Source organism: Pseudomonas sp. BW16M2 (genome assembly GCF_014268865.1).
GTDB classification, from domain to species: Bacteria; Pseudomonadota; Gammaproteobacteria; order Pseudomonadales; family Pseudomonadaceae; genus Aquipseudomonas; species Aquipseudomonas peradeniyensis.
This window is the reverse complement of the sequence record NZ_JABWRI010000001.1, coordinates 349,430-364,810: the sequence shown is the minus strand read 5'-3', so window position 1 is coordinate 364,810 and position 15,381 is coordinate 349,430. Positions and strand designations below refer to the sequence as shown.

Below are 15,381 nucleotides of genomic sequence, written 5' to 3'. Positions count from 1 at the left end.
ACCCAACGCCCCAGGAGAAAACAACATGACTCTGCGCAAGATCGCAGGGCTAGGAGCCCTATTGTCCCTCGTAATGCCAGGGCTGGCCCTGGCCGAGGAAACTGCCGCCCCCGTGCTGAACTCCGGCGACACCGCCTGGATGCTCACCTCGACGGCACTGGTCCTGTTCATGACCATCCCGGGCCTGGCCCTGTTCTACGGCGGCATGGTGCGCTCGAAGAACGTGCTGTCGGTGATGATGCAGTGTTTCGCCATCACCGGGTTGATCAGCATCCTGTGGGTCATCTACGGCTACAGCCTGGCTTTCGATACCGCCGGTATGGAAAAGGGCGTGCTCAACTTCAATTCCTTCATCGGTGGCTTCTCCAAGGCCTTCCTCAACGGCGTCACGCCGTCGGGCCTGACCTCGGCCACCGCGCTGTTCCCCGAGGCGGTGTTCATCACCTTCCAGATGACCTTCGCCATCATCACCCCGGCGCTGATCGTCGGTGCCTTCGCCGAACGCATGAAGTTCTCGGCGATGCTGATCTTCATGGGCGTGTGGTTCACCCTGGTCTATGCGCCGATCGCGCACATGGTCTGGAGCGGTGACGGCGCGCTGATGTGGGACTGGGGCGTGCTGGACTTCGCCGGCGGCACCGTGGTGCACATCAACGCCGGTATCGCCGGCCTGGTCTGCTGCCTGGTGCTGGGTAAGCGCAAGGGCTACCCGACCACGCCGATGGCCCCGCACAACCTGGGCTACACCCTGATGGGCGCGGCCATGCTGTGGGTCGGCTGGTTCGGCTTCAACGCCGGTTCCGCCGCCGCGGCCAACGGCACCGCCGGCATGGCCATGCTGGTGACCCAGATCGCCACTGCCGCCGCCGCCCTGGGCTGGATGTTCGCCGAGTGGATCTTCCACGGCAAGCCAAGCGCCCTGGGCATCGCCTCGGGCGTGGTCGCCGGCCTGGTCGCCATCACCCCGGCCGCCGGCACCGTCGGCCCGATGGGTGCCCTGGTGATCGGCCTGGTGTCCGGCGTGGTCTGCTACTTCTGCGCCACCAGCCTCAAGCGCAAGCTGGGCTATGACGACTCCCTGGACGCCTTCGGCGTGCACGGCATCGGCGGCATCATCGGCGCCCTGCTCACCGGTGTGTTCGCGGCACCTGCCCTGGGCGGCTTCGGCGCGGTCACCGACATCGCCGCGCAGTTCTGGATCCAGGCCAAGGGCGTGATTTTCACCGTGGTCTACACCGCCATCGTCACCTACGTGATCCTCAAGGTCCTCGACCTGGTGATGGGCCTGCGGGTCAGCGAAGAAGAAGAGTCGGTCGGCCTCGACCTGGCTCAACACAACGAGCGCGGCTACAACCTGTAACCGCGATGCTGGAAAACTTGCCCGGTTCGCCGGGCATTTTTTTGCCTGCAATTTACCGTTTGGCCTGGGGCAAACGGTTTCCCTGCGCTGATCGCGACCTGGGGTTAAAACTTACAAGCCATCGGGTGTTTCTGGTGCTTTGCTTTTTCTGCGAGCGCGCTAGAATGCGCGCCGAAGGAAGCTGGACGAGTAGTCCACACACTTCGCTACCCTTTGCTAGGCTTGCCAATAGCCTGTGGCCAGCAAGGGCTCAAAAATTTTTGTCAGGCCTTGCCAGGAGCAGGGCCTGCAGGGTGCCGGGCCCCCCATGAGGGGGTGGACACCTAGGGCAGTGGCCAATCCACGGCCAGTTGAATTTTCACTGGTGGCTGCCGGTCTACGGCTGCACCGGTCTATAACTAACCTGCTTTTCGCAAGTCATGAGGTAGAACATGAGCGACGACGATCTGGAAAATGATGACCTCGAAGTAGGCGACGAAGACGAGGCTGATGAAGGCCTTGAAGCGGCCGCTGACGACGGCGCGGAAGACTCCGGCGACGACGACAGCAGCCCGGCTCCGGCGGCTAAGGGCAAGTCCAAGGCGGCGGTCTCGGTAGACGAGATGCCGAGCATGGAAGCCAAGCAGAAAGAGCGCGATGCGCTGGCCAAGGCGATGGAAGAATTCCTGTCGCGCGGTGGCAAGGTGCAGGAAGTGGAGGCCAACGTGGTCGCCGATCCGCCCAAGAAGCCGGACAACAAGTACGGCAGCCGCCCTATCTGAGTGGCTGAACGCAAAAAAGCCCGCCGTCGCTGCGGGCTTTTTTGTGGGCGCTGTAAGTGCGAATTTTCATACAAGCAAAGAGGACGGGTCTGCTAGAGAGCCTGAGGTAATCCGGGTAAGCATCACCCCTTAAGCCAAGGGAGATGCCGGTTATGGACAAACTGATTCGTCGCAGTGAGCTAAGCAAGGAAGATCTCAAGAGGGTGGAGGACCCATTCTTTGCTGTGTCGAAAGTGAAGCATGCGCTCCTGTACGACGGGTACCTTTGGGGGAAAACGGAATTTCTGGAAGCTGGAGGTATCCGTTTTGGACAACGCTACTCCGAAAAGGACCTTGAAAAGGCCCTGGAGAAAATCAAGGATGGCAGTTGGCTGTTTCTGACCAGTGAGCCTTTCAACCCGATGCGCATTGATGGCTATTGGGGCACAACCCAGTGCTTTCCAGTATCAGAGGTAGCGCCCAGTCAATCAGAGATAGAGAAGGGTCCAGGGAAATGGCGGACAATCGACATCGACTATGACGGTCTGAAGAACACGTTTGCCATGTTGCAGAACCGTCTCGGCTCGCTTGGAGATGAAGGGAGGGTATTCGGTTCCGAAGGCAAGGACTTCGATAACACTACCCGTGTCGTGACTCAGCAGTGGGTACCACTGGACAGTCATGATGATCACCTGGCATCCAGGTCGGTGGTCCACCCTTACGGGAAGCTGCGTGCCGTGACTCAGCGGTATCTGGAAGGTGACGATAAATGGCAGATCAGTGGCAAGTCATGGTACTGGCAACCAGTGCTACCGCATGAGACCTACGAGCATCCAGAAAGGCATGATGCCCGATAAACGCAGAATTCAACACTGGATGCTTCGGGTTTGGGGTGTTCTGGATGCGTTCTACATTCTCTACTATCTGATCGGTAGTATCCGTCTTGGACGTGTCCCGTTCATCACCGATGCCAAGATAATGGTTGGTTTGTTGGCTGAGCAGGGTGTAGTAGCAAGCCTGATCGCAGTCATGAGTCTGGTGCTTCAGATCTCGATCGTGTTCAGTGCATTTCTACTGCTGCTTGGACTCAGGTTTGGGGCTTCTCTAGGGATTGCGCAGATACCATTTCGGCTGCTTTCGATGACGCCGTCACTTTCGGTTCTGTCAATCTGGGCAAGCCTGATGCCTGACTACAATATCTGGCTGATGCTTGGATTGATTGTTATCTCTGAGGTCATCAAGGGTGGCACCTTGTGGTGGGCTATGCGTCCTCAAGGTGCGCATAGGCGGGCCTAAGCATCGATTCCCCGCTGTCGCTGCGGTTTTATTGTGCCTGTCAGGTTGGCACGGTCTCTGTAGGAGCGGCCTTGTGTCGCGAAAGGGCCGCTCCTACAGGGATAGCGCAGCTCGGTCAGCGCCAGCGCGCGAGCACGTCGGGCAACTGCGACAGCCGCTGGATCTCGGCATCCGGTGCCTGCTCGCCACTCCAGGGCTTGTGCTGTGGGTTGAACCACACCGCGCGCAAGCCGGCGCGCTGGGCGCCGGCGATGTCGTCGCCCGGGTGGTCGCCGACGTGCACCGCCTCCTGCGCGTCCACCTCGCCGCGCTTCAGCGCTTCGCGGAACGGTGCCGGGTCCGGTTTGCCGATGCCCAGGTCCTCGGCGCACAGGGCGAAGCGGAAGTAGTCCGCCAGCCCCAGGCGGCGTACGTCGGCATTGCCATTGGTGACCACGCCGAGGGTGTAGTGGTGGCGCAGGATCTCCAGCACCGGCTGCACCTCGGGGAACACCTCCACCTGGTGCCGGGCATGCAGGAACACCTCGAAGCCTTCGTTGGCCAGCTCCTGGGCGTGCTTCTCGCTGTAGCCGACCTCTTCCAGGGCGTGGAACAGCACCCGCCGGCGCAGGGCGCTGATGCGGTGCTTGAGGCCCGGTTCGGCCTGCACCAAACGCTCGCGGATGGCGAACAGGTGCTCCACCGGCACGCCGCCGAGGATCGGCGCGTTGGCTTCGAGCCAGTCGCGCAGGACGACTTCGGCGCTGGCGATGACCGGCGCGGTGTCCCAGAGGGTGTCGTCCAGGTCGAAGGTGATCAGCTTGATGCTCATGAGTCCGTGTCCTTGCTGCGTTTGGCCCGAGGATGGGCGCTGTCGTACACCGCGGCCAGGTGCTGGAAGTCCAGGTGGGTGTAGATCTGCGTGGTGCTGATGTCGGCGTGGCCGAGCATCTCCTGCACCGCGCGCAGGTCCTGGGACGATTCCAGCAGGTGGCTGGCGAAGGAATGGCGAAGCATGTGCGGGTGCAGGTGCTGGCCGAGCTCGCGCTCGCCGGCGGCCTTGACCCGCAGCTGGATGGCGCGGGGGCCGAGGCGCTTGCCCTGGCGGCTGAGGAACACCGCGCCGTCCCGCGGGCCGGCGATGCCGCGTAGCTTGAGCCATGCCTGCATCGCTTCGCGGGCCTTGCGGCCGACCGGCAGCACGCGGCTCTTGCCGCCCTTGCCGTGCACCTGCACCAGCCCGGCGGCCAGGTCCAGGTGTTCGAGGTCGAGCCCGGTCAGCTCCGACAGGCGCAGGCCGGACGAGTAGAACAGTTCGAGGATCGCCTGGTCGCGGCGGGCGATGAATTCGTCGTCGACGCCGCCATCGAGCAGTTGCAGGGCGCGGTCGGTGTCCAGCACCTTGGGCAGGCGCCGCTCACCCTTGGGCGGCGCCAGGCCGTTGGCCGGGTCGTGCTGGCAATGGCCTTCGCGGTTGAGGTAGCGGTACAGGCCGCGCACCGCCGAGAGCAGGCGCGCCAGGCTGCGCGAGGACTGGCCGTGGTGGTTCTGGCGGGCGACCAGCTGGCGCAGCTGCTGGACCTGCAGGGCGCCCCAGCCGGCGATGCCCTGGGTGTTGCAGAATTCGATGACTTTCTCGAGGTCGCGACGGTAGGCCAGCAGGGTGTGCTCGGACACCTGGCGCTCGTTGCGCAGGTGAGCGCAATAAGCCTCCAGCTGGCGTTCCATCAGCGCACCGAGCGCAGCGTCTGGGTGAAGCGCGGCACCACGCGGCCGAGCACTTCGGCGATGTAGCTGAGGAACAGGGTGCCGACGCTGCTCTTGTAGTGCTGCGGGTCGCGGCTGCCGATCGCCAGCACGCCGTGCAGGCCCTGGTACTCGAGGGTGGCCACGGCGCTGGAACCGACTTCCTTGTGCTGGGCATCGCCGAACAGGAAGGCCAGCTCATGCTCGCGCAGGCTGCCGCTGATGGTCTTGCCGCCGCCGATCAGGCCACCGATGGCCTGTTGCGCCTCGGCACCGGAGACCCAGCGGCCCACGGGGGCTGCGTTTTCGCCGAACAGGATCAGGCTGACAAAGGGCACCTGGAATTCCTGGCGCAGGCTGTCCTCGACCGCCATCACCACCTCTTCGAGGGTGCCGGCGTCGAGCAGGTCGAGGATCAGCCGGCGGGTCTTGTCGAACAGCCGGTCGTTGTCGCGGGCCACATCCATCAGCTGCGACAGGCGATGGCGCATCTCGATGTTGCGGTCGCGCAGCAGCTTGAGCTGGCGCTCCACCAGCGACACGCTGTCGCCGCGCTGGTGGGGGATGCGCTGTTCGAGCAGCAGCTCGTCGTGCTCGGCGAAGAAGGTCGGGTGGGCGCGCAGGTAGGCGACCACCGCTTCGGCATCAAGCTCACGGGCCTGCGGGGATGCAACGTTAGGCTGGTCGGTCATGGCGGATACTCGCTTAGAGACGAACTTGTCCTTCGAACACGCGGACGGCAGGGCCGGTCATCAGCACCGGCTTGCCTGGGCCCGCCCACTCGATGTTCAGGCGGCCTCCCGGCAGGTCGATGGTCACCGGTGAGTCCATCCAGCCCTGGCTGATCGCCGCCACGGCCGCGGCGCAAGCGCCGGTGCCGCAGGCCTGGGTCTCACCCGCACCACGCTCCCACACTCGCAGGTTGGCGCGATGGCGGTCGACCACCTGGATGAAGCCGGCATTGACCCGTTGCGGGAAGCGCGGGTGATGCTCGATCTTCGGCCCCAGCTCATGGACCGGCGCACTGCGCACGTCATCGACGCGCAGCACCGAATGCGGGTTGCCCATGGACACCGCGGCAATCTGGTGCACCTGGTCATCAACTTCCAGCGCATAGCTGCTGGCCTGCTCGTCGGCGATGAACGGGATCTCGGCCGGGGCGAAGCGTGGAGGACCCATGTCGACGCAGATCTGGCCGTCGTTGCGCACATCGAGCTCGATGATGCCGCCCTTGGTCTCGACGCGGATGCGCTTCTTGGCGGTCAGGCGCTTGTCCAGCACGAAGCGGGCGAAGCAGCGCGCGCCGTTGCCGCACTGCTCGACCTCGGAGCCGTCGGCGTTGAAGATCCGGTAGCGGAAGTCCACATCCGGGTTGTTCGGCGCCTCGACAATCAGCAGCTGGTCGAAGCCGATGCCGGTGTTGCGATCGCCCCATTGCTTGGCGTGCTTGGGTTGGATGTGCGCGTGCTGGCTGACCAGGTCGAGGACCATGAAGTCATTGCCCAGCCCGTGCATCTTGGTGAAACGCAGCAGCATGGGCTCACTCCGGCAGCAGGCTTTCGCCGGCGAACAATTCGGCGACGGTCTCGCGGCGACGCACTTCGAAGGCCTGGTCGCCATCGACCAGTACTTCGGCGCAGCGGCCACGGGTGTTGTAGTTGGAGCTCATGACGAAACCATAGGCGCCCGCGGAGCGGACGGCCAGCAGGTCGCCCTCGGCCAGGTCCAGTACGCGGTCCTTGCCCAGGAAGTCGCCGGTCTCGCAGATCGGGCCGACCAGGTCGTAGGCCCGGCCTTCACCTTCGCGGGGCTTGACCGCGCTGACGTCCATCCAGGCCTGGTACAAGGCGGGACGGATCAGGTCGTTCATGGCAGCGTCGATGATGGCGAAATCCTTGTGCTCGGTGTGCTTCAAGTATTCCACGCGGGTCAGCAGCACGCCGCCGTTGGCGACGATGTAGCGGCCCGGCTCGAACACCAGGGCCAGGTCGCGCTCGCCGACGCGCTCGCGAATGGCCGCGATGTAGTCGGCCAGCAGCGGTGGCTGTTCGTCGCGGTAGCGCACGCCGACACCGCCGCCGAGGTCCAGATGGCGCAGGTGGATACCGCACTCGGCCAGGCGATCGACCAGTACCAGCAGGCGGTCGAGGGCGTCGAGGAAGGGCTCGACGGTGGTCAGCTGCGAGCCAATGTGGCAGTCGACGCCGACCACGTCGAGGTTCGGCAGCTGCGCGGCACGCACGTAGATCGCCTCGGCGTCGGCGATGGCGATGCCGAATTTGTTCTCTTTGAGGCCGGTGGAGATGTACGGATGGGTGCCAGCGTCGACGTCCGGGTTCACGCGTAGCGAAACCGGGGCCGTCTTGCCCATTTCGGCGGCAACGACCTGGAGGCGCTCGAGCTCGTCGGTGGACTCGACATTGAAGCAGTGCACGCCCACTTCCAGGGCGCGGCGCATGTCTTCACGGGTCTTGCCGACCCCGGAGAACACCACGCGATCGGCACGGCCACCGGCGGCCAGGACGCGCTCCAGCTCACCGCCGGAGACGATATCGAAGCCCGCGCCGAGGCGCGCCAGCAGGTTCAGCACGCCCAGGTTGGAGTTGGCCTTGACCGCGAAGCAGACCAGGTGCTCGACCCCGTGCAAGGCGTCGGTATAGCTGCGGTACTGGGCCTCGATATGGGCGCGCGAGTACACGTAGGTGGGCGTGCCGAAGCGTTCGGCGATCGCCGTCAGGGCCACCCCTTCCGCGAACAGCTCGCCGCCGCGGTAGTTGAATGCGTCCATGGGATTTCCTTACTGCGCGGGCGACTCTTCTGGCTGCTCTTGCGGCTGCACCAGCACTGGTTGCGGCTGGACAGGCTTGGCATGCTGGTGCGATTTGCGCGGGCCTTTGCCGTCCTTGCCGTCTTCAGGCAGGTACAGGGGGCCTTTCTGACCGCAGGCCGAAACGAGGCAGGCAACCGCGACCAGCGCCGCGAGGGAGGAAATCAGGCGTTTCATGGGTGAAATCCTTGGAAATATGCAGTATTGCGGCCGAGTATACCGAGCGCCCACCTGATTGCCTATGCAAGGGGCGCCCCCGCTCGGCGGGCGTGGGCGACCGAAGGACATGCGGCTTTTTCTTACAGCGATTAGCTTGTAGCTTGAGGCGTTCGCCCTTATCGTGCCCGGCTTGCGTGTGTACAGCCATTTTTCGAGGTCCCTGCAATGAGTTTGAGCGAAGCGCGTTTCCACGACCTGGTCGATGCGACCCAACAGGCCCTGGAAGACCTGTTCGATGAAAGCGGCATGGACCTGGACATGGAGAACTCCGCCGGCGTTCTCACCGTCAAGTTCGACAACGGCAGCCAGCTGATCTTCAGCCGCCAGGAGCCGCTGCGCCAGCTGTGGCTGGCGGACAAGTCCGGCGGCTTCCACTTCGACTACGACGAAGAGAGCGGCAAGTGGGTCTGCGAGAAGAGCGAAGAACTGCTGGGCGAGATGCTCGAGCGCATCGTCTGGGAGCGCGCCGGCGAGAAGCTGGACTTCGACGAGATCTGAGATGAGCGACCTGCCCCGGCCACCCAAGCCGCTCTACAGCAACGTGAGCCCGGCGGTGCCATCACCTTGTATCAGCATATGTCGGCTGGATGAGTACAAGGTCTGCACCGGCTGCCACCGCCATGTCGAGCATATCCGCGAGTGGCGCTCGGCTGATGACGAGCGGCGCCGGCAGATCTGCCGCGAGGCGCTGGCCCTGAAAACGCGGGCATCGGCATAGGCACAACGAAGGTGTGGGCTTGAGTATTTGCCCCGCTGTGGTAGTGTCAGGGTCTGCGTCGATGACGCCACAGCCTTTCGCAAACCCCGCCCTTGGGCGGGGTTTTGCTTTATCTGCCTGTTGAAAATTGCCTGTTCAAAGGAGTCTGACTGGATCATGAGCACCAAGCCTTCCCTCACCCTCACCCGCTTGGACGTGCAGCGTCTCGAGCGCCTGCTCGACGACCTCGATGAAAGCACCCCGGGTGTGCTCGCCCTGCAGGACGAGCTGGACCGTGCCGAGCAGGTGGTCGGGCATGAGGAGGTGCCAGCCGGCGTGGTGACCATGAACTCGCGGGTGCACTGCCGCGAGATCGCCAGCGGCAAGGACTATCACCTGACCCTGGTGTATCCGAAGGATGCCGGCACCGAAGGCAATGTCTCGATCCTCGCGCCGATCGGTTGTGCCTTGCTGGGCCTTTCGGTGGGCGACCAGATCGACTGGCCGGCGCCGGGTGGCAAGACCCTCAAGCTGGAGCTGCTGGCGGTCGAGTACCAGCCGGAGGCGGCAGGGGATTTCGATCTCTGAGGCCGCTCCTACAGGGATCCGTGAACGCCGAGAGAGTCAGGGCTCCAGCCGCGCCTGCAGCTGTTCCAGCCCATCGTTGAGCGCCTGCTCCAGCTCGCGCTTGTAGCGCAGGTACAGGCTGGTGGACCCCTGCTCGTCCTCCAGTAGCTCGGACAGGTCGAGGTCGGTGATGTAGCAGCGGTAACGGCCGCTGCTGCGGCGCTGGCCCAGGATCTGCCGGGCGACCACGGCATACAGCTGGTCGCCATGCTCCAGTTCGGAAAACTCCTGCTGGTCGCAGTAGAGCGTGGCATGCACCCCGTCGCCGGTACCCGCCTGGAGGATCGCCTGAACTTCGTAGTAGGCCTGGTTCTGGCTGTCCATTGGCGTCTGTCGCGGCTCCAGGCTGCGGGCCTTGCCGAGGCCGGAGGGCAGCAACTGGTAGTAGAGGATGTCCAGCGACGTCAGCGGCAGGCTGTCCAGGGGCAGCTGGGCGTCGCGGCGCATCAGCATTGACTGCAGGAAGCGTTGCAGCGGCAGCAGCAGGTGCTGCTCGTCCTGCAGCGGCAGCCGTTGCTGCCACAGCGCGTTGTGCTCGTCGAGCACGTACAGGTCGGCCCAGCCTTCGAACAGCCGGTAGAACACCTGGATGCAGCCGGGGCGGCCCTGGGCCAGGACCAGCGGCAGGTCGTGGTCCTGCAGGGCATGGGCGTCCAGGTGCAGCGGGCTGTAGCGGCTGCGCTCCTCGCCGAGGGCCATCAGCACCGCGTCGTGGTCGGCGAGGCTGGCCAGGGTCACCTGCCCGGGCTGCAGGTCGAGGATGTGGGTGTGCTGGGCCACCTGCAGCAGGTAGCGGTGATTCAGACCCTGGTCGAGCAGCAGCTGCACGGTGTCGAAGATGTCCTCGACCCGCTGGCTGATGGCCTGGGCGCGGTTGTGGCAGTAGCAGCGTACCCGCACCCGTGGGCGGTGGCTGCGCTGGCCCAGGCTGTTGAGGAAGTCGCGCAGGCAGCGCACCAGCGCATGCTCGCCGTCGTAGCGCTGCACCAGCACCTCGTTCCAGCTGTTGAGGGTGATCTGGTCGAGGGTCAGCACCAGGTTCTCGCGCACCCCGGCGTAGCTCAGCGAGTCGGTGCGCTCGGTGGTCATCAGGATGTTCAGGTCGCGGTGATGGCGCAGCGGATCGACCCCGACATTCACCAGCAGGAGAATTTCGTCGGCCACGCTCGGTTGCAGCAGACGCACCTCGCTGACTGTCTCCAGCGGCAGGGGGATGCTCTGCTGCAGGCTGCCGATCAGGTTGAACAGCTCGAACTCGCTCAGGTCGCTGGCGCCAGGGTGCAGGGCCAGGCGTGTGCCGCTGTCGATCACGCCGTTGCGATGGGCCCAGGTGAGCAGTTCGAGCAGCTCGCGGCAGCGCTTGATCGGGCTGAAATGCTCCCACTCGTGCACGCCGAGGTTGCCGTTGTACAGGCCCCAGTGATGGGTGCCGGGTTCCTTGCGGTTGGGCGAGTGCACCAGGGTGAGGGTGTCTTCGGCCAGGTCCGGGGCGATGCCCGGGTTGATCACCTCGATCTTGCCGGCCCGACGCTCGAAGGCGGCGTACAGGCGCCGGCCGAGGACGTTGAGGTCGCGCTGGTCGGCGCGGCTGTTGGCGTTCTGCAGGCGGGCGAACTGGGTCAGGAAGCGGTAGCTGTGGTTCAGCTCTGCCACCAGCTCGCGGCGCTCGACCGCCACCTGGCGCACTTTCCACTGGCTGCGGCTGTCGAGCAGCGCCAGCTGGCGCTCGTCCCAGCCCCATTCCTCGGTCAGGCGCCCGAGCAGCTGGCGCTGCCAGCCGCCGTTGCGGGTGCGGCCCAGGTCGCTGAGCTTCTTGTTCACTTTCAGGTACAGGCTGCGCCGCACCAGTTCCAGGCGCGCCGATTCGCCGCGCTGGAGCAGGTAGCGTTCGATGCGCCGGTAGACCATGACGTAGGGGTCGAGCTCGTCCAGGTCCAGCTGGTTGGCGAACACGGCCTGCTTGTAGTCCAGGCTCAGGCAGCGCACCTGCGGGTGTTCGCTGGCGTAGGCCTCGGTGAGCAGCAGCTTGAGCAGCGACTTGTAGGGCGAGTCGATGCCCTTGAACAGCTGCCACAGCCCGGCGCCGACATACTCGCCAGGCGGTATGTGCGCCAGGTTGCCGAGGTCCAGGGCGTCGGTGATGCGGATGAAACGCTTGGCCAGCAGGGTCTGGGTGAAGTCCCGGTAGTTATGCTCCTGGTACACCGGCACCAGCCACCACAGCGGTGTGCGCCCAGCCAGCCAGATGGCGGTGCGGTAGAACTCGTCGAGCAGCAGGTAATGCTGGGTGGTGCCGCAGTCGTCGGAGCTGAGCTGGCTGTCGCGCTCGCCCTGGACGAAACCGCGGGGCTCGATCAGGAACAGGTGCGCCTCGGCGCCCTGGCTGGCGGCCCAGGCCTCGAGCAGCTGGCATTTGCGCCGCAGGTCGGCCAGGGCCTGTTCGTCCAGGTCGGGGGCGTGGCAGACCCACAGGTCCATGTCGCTCTGCTCGGCCTGGGCCAGGGTGCCCAGGCTGCCCATCAGGAACAGGCCGTGGATCGGTTGTGGCGGCTTGCCGTGGCGCGGCTTGTAGGTGAACGAGCGGGTCAGGCGCTGGGCCTCGGCCAGCAGGTCGCTGTCGGGCTCGAAACCGGACACGCCAGCGGGGGTGGTGCCCGAGACATAGCCCGGCAACAGCGGGTGATTGACGTGGAAGAACAGTGGCAACAGGGTGAGGACCTGCTGCTGGCGCGTGGACAGCCCCTCCATGGCCCGTGCCAGGCGGCCCTGGTTGATCTTCAGGAAGCGCGCGCGCAGCTTGGACAGCTCCTTGCGGTCGATGCCTTGGTCGAGATCGGGGCGGATTTCATGGGGGTGGTTCATTGCGCACTCAGGCAGGCAGGGGGAGCACTGGCGAGTTTAGCCTGAGTGGAGCGGTCGGATAAGGGGTTGGTGGCTTTTTGACGTCAGTTTTACAACGTTCGTCTGGGGGCTCATCGCGGGGCAAGCCCGCTCCCACGGGGTGAGGGCGGGCTAGGTGAAATCAGGCGGGCTGCGGGGTCTTGAGGATGGTCAGGAGCAGTTGGACGCTTTCGGCGGCGTCGTTGCCCAGGCTGGTGAGGTAGCCACCATCAGGCTGGTCGGTGAGCTCTTTGTCGTACAGACGCTGGGCGGCGGCGATCAGGGCCGGGGAGGCGCTGCTGCCAACCTTGATGCCTTCCTGGTGGCTGTCCAGGTTGAACAGGGCAAGCACTTCCAGTTCGGCGATCAGTTCCGGGGTGAAGGACATGGGCAACTCCTGACTTCGAGACAAGGATGGAAGTCAGGAGTGTAGACGGGCTTATTCGATGTCGCCTTGATCCGCCTCAGGTGGCAGCTCCGGCAGGGCGCGCAGGGCGGTTTCATACCATTCGGTGTTGAACGGGCGGTCTTCGTCGAGCATGGCGTCGATTTCGATGGCCAGCACGTGGGCCATGAGGTTGAGGATGTCCTCGCGCTCGAAGCCGACCAAGGTCAGCTTGTTGAAGGTGGCCTTGGCCGCCGCGGGTTCGCCGCTTTCGATCTGGTTCTCGATGGCCTGGGTGAGGGTGGCCTCGGTGAAGGCTTCTTCGTCGTTGCCGTCGATCTCGTCGTGCTCGCTCATGGCGGTACTCCTGTGGTGAAGCGCACAGTGTGCCATGTCTGCGTTGGCAATGCCCGGCCATCAGCGCCGAGCATGGCACTGGCCAAGGGACGGGCAGGGGGCTATAACAGCCGGGCCAACCCCATACGGCCTTGGAGGCTGTCTCAATGCTCAAGCTTCATGGATTCGCGGTCAGCAACTACTACAACATGGTCAAGCTGGCCTTGCTGGAGAAAGGCGTGCCCTTCGAGGAGGTACCGTTCTTCGGCGGTCAGTTGCCTCAAGCCCTGGCCATCAGCCCTCGCGGCAAGGTGCCGGTGCTTGAGACCGAGCACGGTTTCATCAGCGAAACCGGGGTCATCCTCGACTACATCGAGCAGACCCAGCCGGGCAAGGCGCTGCTGCCGGCCGATGCCTTCGGCCAGGCCAAGGTGCGTGAGCTGCTGCGGGAGATCGAGCTGTACATCGAGTTGCCGGCGCGTACCTGCTACGCCGAGGCGTTCTTCGGCGCGGCGGTGGAGCCGCTGATCAAGGAGCGGGCGCGGGCGGACCTGCTGGCGGGCTTTGCCACCCTCAAGCGCAACGGGCGGTTCCAGCCTTACGTGGCCGGTGAGCAACTGACCATCGCCGACCTGATGTTCTGCTTCTCGGTCGACCTGGCCTGCGCGGTGGGCAAGAAGGTGCTGAACGTCGATTTCCTGGCGGACTTCCCGCAGGCGGCGGCGTTGCTGGAGAAACTGCGAGAGAACCCGCACATGGCGCGGATCGTGGCAGACAAGGACGCGGCGATGCCGGCGTTCCTCGAAATGATCAAGAGCAAGCGCTGAGGCCACAAACGATCGCGGGGCAAGCCGGCGTCCCGACTTGCCCCGCGATGGCGTTATCAGCGCGAAGCCAGTAAGGCCTTGCCGCGTGCAACGGCTGCACGCACCTGGGCCGGCGCGGTGCCGCCGAAGTGGTTGCGGGCGTTGACCGAACCTTCCAGGGTCAGCACGGCGAACACATCCTGCTCGATCTGGTCGCTGAACTGACTCAGCTCGTCCAGGCTCATCTCGGCCAGGTCCTTGCCGGTATCGACGCCGTACTTCACCGCATGGCCGACGATCTCGTGGCAATCACGGAACGGCAGGCCGCGGCGTACCAGGTAGTCGGCGAGGTCCGTGGCGGTGGAGAAACCGCGCAGGGCCGCTTCGCGCATGATCGCGTGCTTGGGCTTGATCGCCGGGATCATGTCGGCAAAGGCGCGCAGCGAGTCGCGCAGGGTGTCGGCGGCGTCGAACAGCGGCTCTTTATCCTCCTGGTTGTCCTTGTTGTAGGCCAGCGGCTGGCCTTTCATCAGGGTCAGCAGGCCGGTCAGGGCGCCGAACACGCGGCCGCTCTTGCCACGCACCAGCTCCGGCACGTCCGGGTTCTTCTTCTGCGGCATGATCGAGCTGCCGGTGCAGAAACGATCGGGCAGGTCGACGAACTGGAACTGGGCGCTGGTCCACAGCACCAGTTCTTCGGAGAAGCGCGACAGGTGCATCATCGCGATGCTTGCCGCCGAGCAGAATTCGATGGCGAAGTCGCGGTCCGAGACGCTGTCCAGCGAGTTGCCGCCCACGGCCTCGAAGCCCAGCAGCTTGCAGGTCAGCTCGCGGTCGATCGGGTAGGTGGTGCCGGCCAGGGCGGCGCTGCCCAGGGGCATGCGGTTGGCGCGCTTGCGGCAGTCCACCAGGCGCTCGTAGTCGCGGCTGAGCATCTCGAACCAGGCCAGCAGGTGGTGGCCGAAGGTCACCGGCTGCGCGGTCTGCAGGTGGGTGAAGCCGGGCATGATGGTCTCGGCCTCACGCTCGGCCTGCTCCAGCAGGCCCTGCTGCAGGCGGGTGATCTCGGCCAGGATCAGGTCGATCTCGTCGCGCAGCCACAGGCGGATGTCGGTGGCCACCTGGTCGTTGCGGCTGCGGCCGGTGTGCAGCTTCTTGCCGGTGATGCCGATGCGGTCGGTCAGGCGCGCCTCGATGTTCATGTGCACGTCTTCGAGGTCGACGCGCCAGTCGAAGGTGCCGGCCTCGATTTCGCCCTGGATGGTCTTCAGGCCATCGATGATGGTGTCGCGCTCGGCATCGGTGAGGACGCCGACCTGCGCCAGCATGGTGGCGTGGGCGATCGAACCCATGATGTCGTGGCGGTACAGGCGCTTGTCGAAATCGACCGAGGCGGTGAAGCGGGCGACGAAGGCGTCGACGGGCTCACTGAAGCGGCCGCCCCAGGACTGATTGGTCTTGTCGGTGCTCATGGATTCACTCG

18 protein-coding genes are annotated in these 15,381 nt (G+C 64.8%); 8 read left to right on the top strand and 10 right to left on the bottom strand.

Annotated features, from left to right (window positions below; genetic code table 11):
• The first annotated feature begins 25 nt into the window (after nucleotides 1-25).
• The 4 genes from HU735_RS01615 to HU735_RS01600 all read left to right on the top strand — a co-directional run bounded on the left by HU735_RS01615 (nucleotide 26) and on the right by HU735_RS01600 (nucleotide 3,396).
• Nucleotides 26-1,360, top strand: coding sequence for an ammonium transporter (locus HU735_RS01615; RefSeq protein WP_186712164.1), 1,335 nt, complete (start codon nucleotides 26-28; stop codon nucleotides 1,358-1,360).
• A 431-nt stretch (nucleotides 1,361-1,791) separates the two neighbouring features.
• On the top strand, nucleotides 1,792-2,121 hold the full coding sequence (gene sutA, locus HU735_RS01610; RefSeq protein WP_110734080.1) for a transcriptional regulator SutA: 330 nt from the start codon (nucleotides 1,792-1,794) through the stop codon (nucleotides 2,119-2,121).
• Between the two features lie 152 nt (nucleotides 2,122-2,273).
• Nucleotides 2,274-2,957, top strand: coding sequence for a hypothetical protein (locus HU735_RS01605; RefSeq protein ID WP_186712163.1), 684 nt, complete (start codon nucleotides 2,274-2,276; stop codon nucleotides 2,955-2,957).
• A complete protein-coding gene (locus tag HU735_RS01600) occupies nucleotides 2,947-3,396 on the top strand; it encodes a hypothetical protein (protein WP_186712162.1) in 450 nt (149 codons plus the stop codon). Before HU735_RS01605 ends, HU735_RS01600 begins: the two co-directional genes overlap by 11 nt.
• Nucleotides 3,397-3,511: 115 nt before the next feature.
• Here the strand turns inward: HU735_RS01600 and HU735_RS01595 are convergent, their stop codons facing one another.
• Genes HU735_RS01595 through HU735_RS01570 form a run of 6 tightly spaced genes read right to left on the bottom strand, consistent with a single transcriptional unit; the run spans nucleotide 3,512 to nucleotide 8,125 of the window.
• Entirely contained in the window at nucleotides 3,512-4,207 is a 696-nt protein-coding gene (locus tag HU735_RS01595; RefSeq protein ID WP_186712161.1) for an HAD family hydrolase, read from the bottom strand.
• Complete coding sequence (gene xerC, locus HU735_RS01590) at nucleotides 4,204-5,103, bottom strand: tyrosine recombinase XerC (protein WP_186712160.1); 900 nt, start codon at nucleotides 5,101-5,103, stop codon at nucleotides 4,204-4,206. The genes HU735_RS01595 and xerC overlap by 4 nt, the downstream gene beginning before the upstream one ends.
• Nucleotides 5,103-5,813 carry a DUF484 family protein gene (locus tag HU735_RS01585; protein WP_028688619.1) on the bottom strand — a complete coding sequence of 237 codons (711 nt, stop codon included), beginning with the start codon at nucleotides 5,811-5,813 and terminating at the stop codon, nucleotides 5,103-5,105. Before HU735_RS01585 ends, xerC begins: the two co-directional genes overlap by 1 nt.
• Before the next feature lie 13 nt (nucleotides 5,814-5,826).
• Nucleotides 5,827-6,657: a diaminopimelate epimerase gene (dapF, locus tag HU735_RS01580; RefSeq protein ID WP_186712159.1), complete on the bottom strand. Its 831-nt coding sequence runs from the start codon at nucleotides 6,655-6,657 to the stop codon at nucleotides 5,827-5,829.
• Nucleotides 6,658-6,661: 4 nt separating this feature from the next.
• Entirely contained in the window at nucleotides 6,662-7,909 is a 1,248-nt protein-coding gene (gene lysA, locus HU735_RS01575) for a diaminopimelate decarboxylase (RefSeq protein WP_186712158.1), read from the bottom strand.
• 9 nt (nucleotides 7,910-7,918) lie between these two features.
• Nucleotides 7,919-8,125, bottom strand: a complete 207-nt coding sequence (locus HU735_RS01570; protein WP_050703271.1) for a lipoprotein — start codon at nucleotides 8,123-8,125, stop codon at nucleotides 7,919-7,921.
• A gap of 207 nt (nucleotides 8,126-8,332) precedes the next feature.
• Between HU735_RS01570 and cyaY the strand changes: the two genes are divergently transcribed.
• The 3 genes from cyaY to rnk all read left to right on the top strand — a co-directional run bounded on the left by cyaY (nucleotide 8,333) and on the right by rnk (nucleotide 9,452).
• Nucleotides 8,333-8,665 (top strand): iron donor protein CyaY, encoded by a 333-nt coding sequence (gene cyaY / locus HU735_RS01565; protein WP_028688616.1) that lies wholly within the window; start codon nucleotides 8,333-8,335, stop codon nucleotides 8,663-8,665.
• 1 nt (nucleotide 8,666) lies between these two features.
• The gene (locus tag HU735_RS01560) at nucleotides 8,667-8,885 is read left to right on the top strand and encodes a DUF1289 domain-containing protein (protein ID WP_186712157.1); all 219 of its coding nucleotides are present in this window, start codon (nucleotides 8,667-8,669) and stop codon (nucleotides 8,883-8,885) included.
• Between the two features lie 156 nt (nucleotides 8,886-9,041).
• Nucleotides 9,042-9,452: a nucleoside diphosphate kinase regulator gene (gene rnk, locus HU735_RS01555; RefSeq protein ID WP_186712156.1), complete on the top strand. Its 411-nt coding sequence runs from the start codon at nucleotides 9,042-9,044 to the stop codon at nucleotides 9,450-9,452.
• Between the two features lie 36 nt (nucleotides 9,453-9,488).
• Here rnk and HU735_RS01550 read toward each other — a convergent pair whose 3' ends face one another.
• The 3 genes from HU735_RS01550 to HU735_RS01540 all read right to left on the bottom strand — a co-directional run bounded on the left by HU735_RS01550 (nucleotide 9,489) and on the right by HU735_RS01540 (nucleotide 13,113).
• A complete protein-coding gene (locus HU735_RS01550) occupies nucleotides 9,489-12,353 on the bottom strand; it encodes a class I adenylate cyclase (protein ID WP_186712155.1) in 2,865 nt (954 codons plus the stop codon).
• A gap of 160 nt (nucleotides 12,354-12,513) precedes the next feature.
• On the bottom strand, nucleotides 12,514-12,759 hold the full coding sequence (locus tag HU735_RS01545; RefSeq protein ID WP_110697049.1) for a TIGR02647 family protein: 246 nt from the start codon (nucleotides 12,757-12,759) through the stop codon (nucleotides 12,514-12,516).
• Between the two features lie 51 nt (nucleotides 12,760-12,810).
• On the bottom strand, nucleotides 12,811-13,113 hold the full coding sequence (locus tag HU735_RS01540; RefSeq protein WP_186712154.1) for a hypothetical protein: 303 nt from the start codon (nucleotides 13,111-13,113) through the stop codon (nucleotides 12,811-12,813).
• Between the two features lie 146 nt (nucleotides 13,114-13,259).
• Here HU735_RS01540 and HU735_RS01535 point away from each other — a divergent pair, with 146 nt between their 5' ends.
• Nucleotides 13,260-13,919 (top strand): glutathione S-transferase, encoded by a 660-nt coding sequence (locus HU735_RS01535; protein WP_186712153.1) that lies wholly within the window; start codon nucleotides 13,260-13,262, stop codon nucleotides 13,917-13,919.
• Nucleotides 13,920-13,975: 56 nt separating this feature from the next.
• Here the strand turns inward: HU735_RS01535 and argH are convergent, their stop codons facing one another.
• Complete coding sequence (gene argH, locus HU735_RS01530) at nucleotides 13,976-15,370, bottom strand: argininosuccinate lyase (RefSeq protein WP_186712152.1); 1,395 nt, start codon at nucleotides 15,368-15,370, stop codon at nucleotides 13,976-13,978.
• Between the last annotated feature and the right edge of the window lie 11 nt (nucleotides 15,371-15,381).

Coding starts and splice junctions, on each gene's coding strand:
- HU735_RS01615 (WP_186712164.1), top strand. CDS start 26: ATGACTCTGCGCAAGATCGCAGGGCTAGGAGCCCTATTGTCCCTCGTA.
- sutA (WP_110734080.1), top strand. CDS start 1,792: ATGAGCGACGACGATCTGGAAAATGATGACCTCGAAGTAGGCGACGAA.
- HU735_RS01605 (WP_186712163.1), top strand. CDS start 2,274: ATGGACAAACTGATTCGTCGCAGTGAGCTAAGCAAGGAAGATCTCAAG.
- HU735_RS01600 (WP_186712162.1), top strand. CDS start 2,947: ATGCCCGATAAACGCAGAATTCAACACTGGATGCTTCGGGTTTGGGGT.
- HU735_RS01595 (WP_186712161.1), bottom strand. CDS start 4,207: ATGAGCATCAAGCTGATCACCTTCGACCTGGACGACACCCTCTGGGAC.
- xerC (WP_186712160.1), bottom strand. CDS start 5,103: ATGGAACGCCAGCTGGAGGCTTATTGCGCTCACCTGCGCAACGAGCGC.
- HU735_RS01585 (WP_028688619.1), bottom strand. CDS start 5,813: ATGACCGACCAGCCTAACGTTGCATCCCCGCAGGCCCGTGAGCTTGAT.
- dapF (WP_186712159.1), bottom strand. CDS start 6,657: ATGCTGCTGCGTTTCACCAAGATGCACGGGCTGGGCAATGACTTCATG.
- lysA (WP_186712158.1), bottom strand. CDS start 7,909: ATGGACGCATTCAACTACCGCGGCGGCGAGCTGTTCGCGGAAGGGGTG.
- HU735_RS01570 (WP_050703271.1), bottom strand. CDS start 8,125: ATGAAACGCCTGATTTCCTCCCTCGCGGCGCTGGTCGCGGTTGCCTGC.
- cyaY (WP_028688616.1), top strand. CDS start 8,333: ATGAGTTTGAGCGAAGCGCGTTTCCACGACCTGGTCGATGCGACCCAA.
- HU735_RS01560 (WP_186712157.1), top strand. CDS start 8,667: ATGAGCGACCTGCCCCGGCCACCCAAGCCGCTCTACAGCAACGTGAGC.
- rnk (WP_186712156.1), top strand. CDS start 9,042: ATGAGCACCAAGCCTTCCCTCACCCTCACCCGCTTGGACGTGCAGCGT.
- HU735_RS01550 (WP_186712155.1), bottom strand. CDS start 12,353: ATGAACCACCCCCATGAAATCCGCCCCGATCTCGACCAAGGCATCGAC.
- HU735_RS01545 (WP_110697049.1), bottom strand. CDS start 12,759: ATGTCCTTCACCCCGGAACTGATCGCCGAACTGGAAGTGCTTGCCCTG.
- HU735_RS01540 (WP_186712154.1), bottom strand. CDS start 13,113: ATGAGCGAGCACGACGAGATCGACGGCAACGACGAAGAAGCCTTCACC.
- HU735_RS01535 (WP_186712153.1), top strand. CDS start 13,260: ATGCTCAAGCTTCATGGATTCGCGGTCAGCAACTACTACAACATGGTC.
- argH (WP_186712152.1), bottom strand. CDS start 15,370: ATGAGCACCGACAAGACCAATCAGTCCTGGGGCGGCCGCTTCAGTGAG.